Here is a 258-nt window from a genome sequence, read left to right as displayed (position 1 = left end):
ACCGGTAACGGTTCGACGCCGAGCAATGGCAGGTACAGCTCGTTGGCGTTCTCGCCCCAGCCGGTGGCCCACCACAGGTCGCCGACGGCGGCCAGCTCCTGGATCCAGCTACCGTGTGCCGCGCAGAAACGCACCGGCTCTTCTCCCTCAAAGAGCACGCGTTCCTGATAACCGAGCGGACAGTGGGCTGCGGCGAAGGGACTGAGCACGCCGTCGAGATCCAGAAGAAGAACCGGCGAAGGTCGATCCATGACGCCA

Annotated in this window: 1 pseudogene; it reads right to left on the bottom strand. The window is 64.7% G+C overall.

From position 1 onward, the window contains the following. Positions 1–258, bottom strand: a pseudogene (locus IH26_RS61875) (hypothetical protein); the annotation flags it as partial.

This window comes from Actinoplanes subtropicus (genome assembly GCF_000721705.1).
GTDB classification, from domain to species: domain Bacteria; phylum Actinomycetota; class Actinomycetes; order Mycobacteriales; family Micromonosporaceae; genus Actinoplanes; species Actinoplanes subtropicus.
This window is presented reverse-complemented; position numbering and strand designations above follow the sequence as displayed.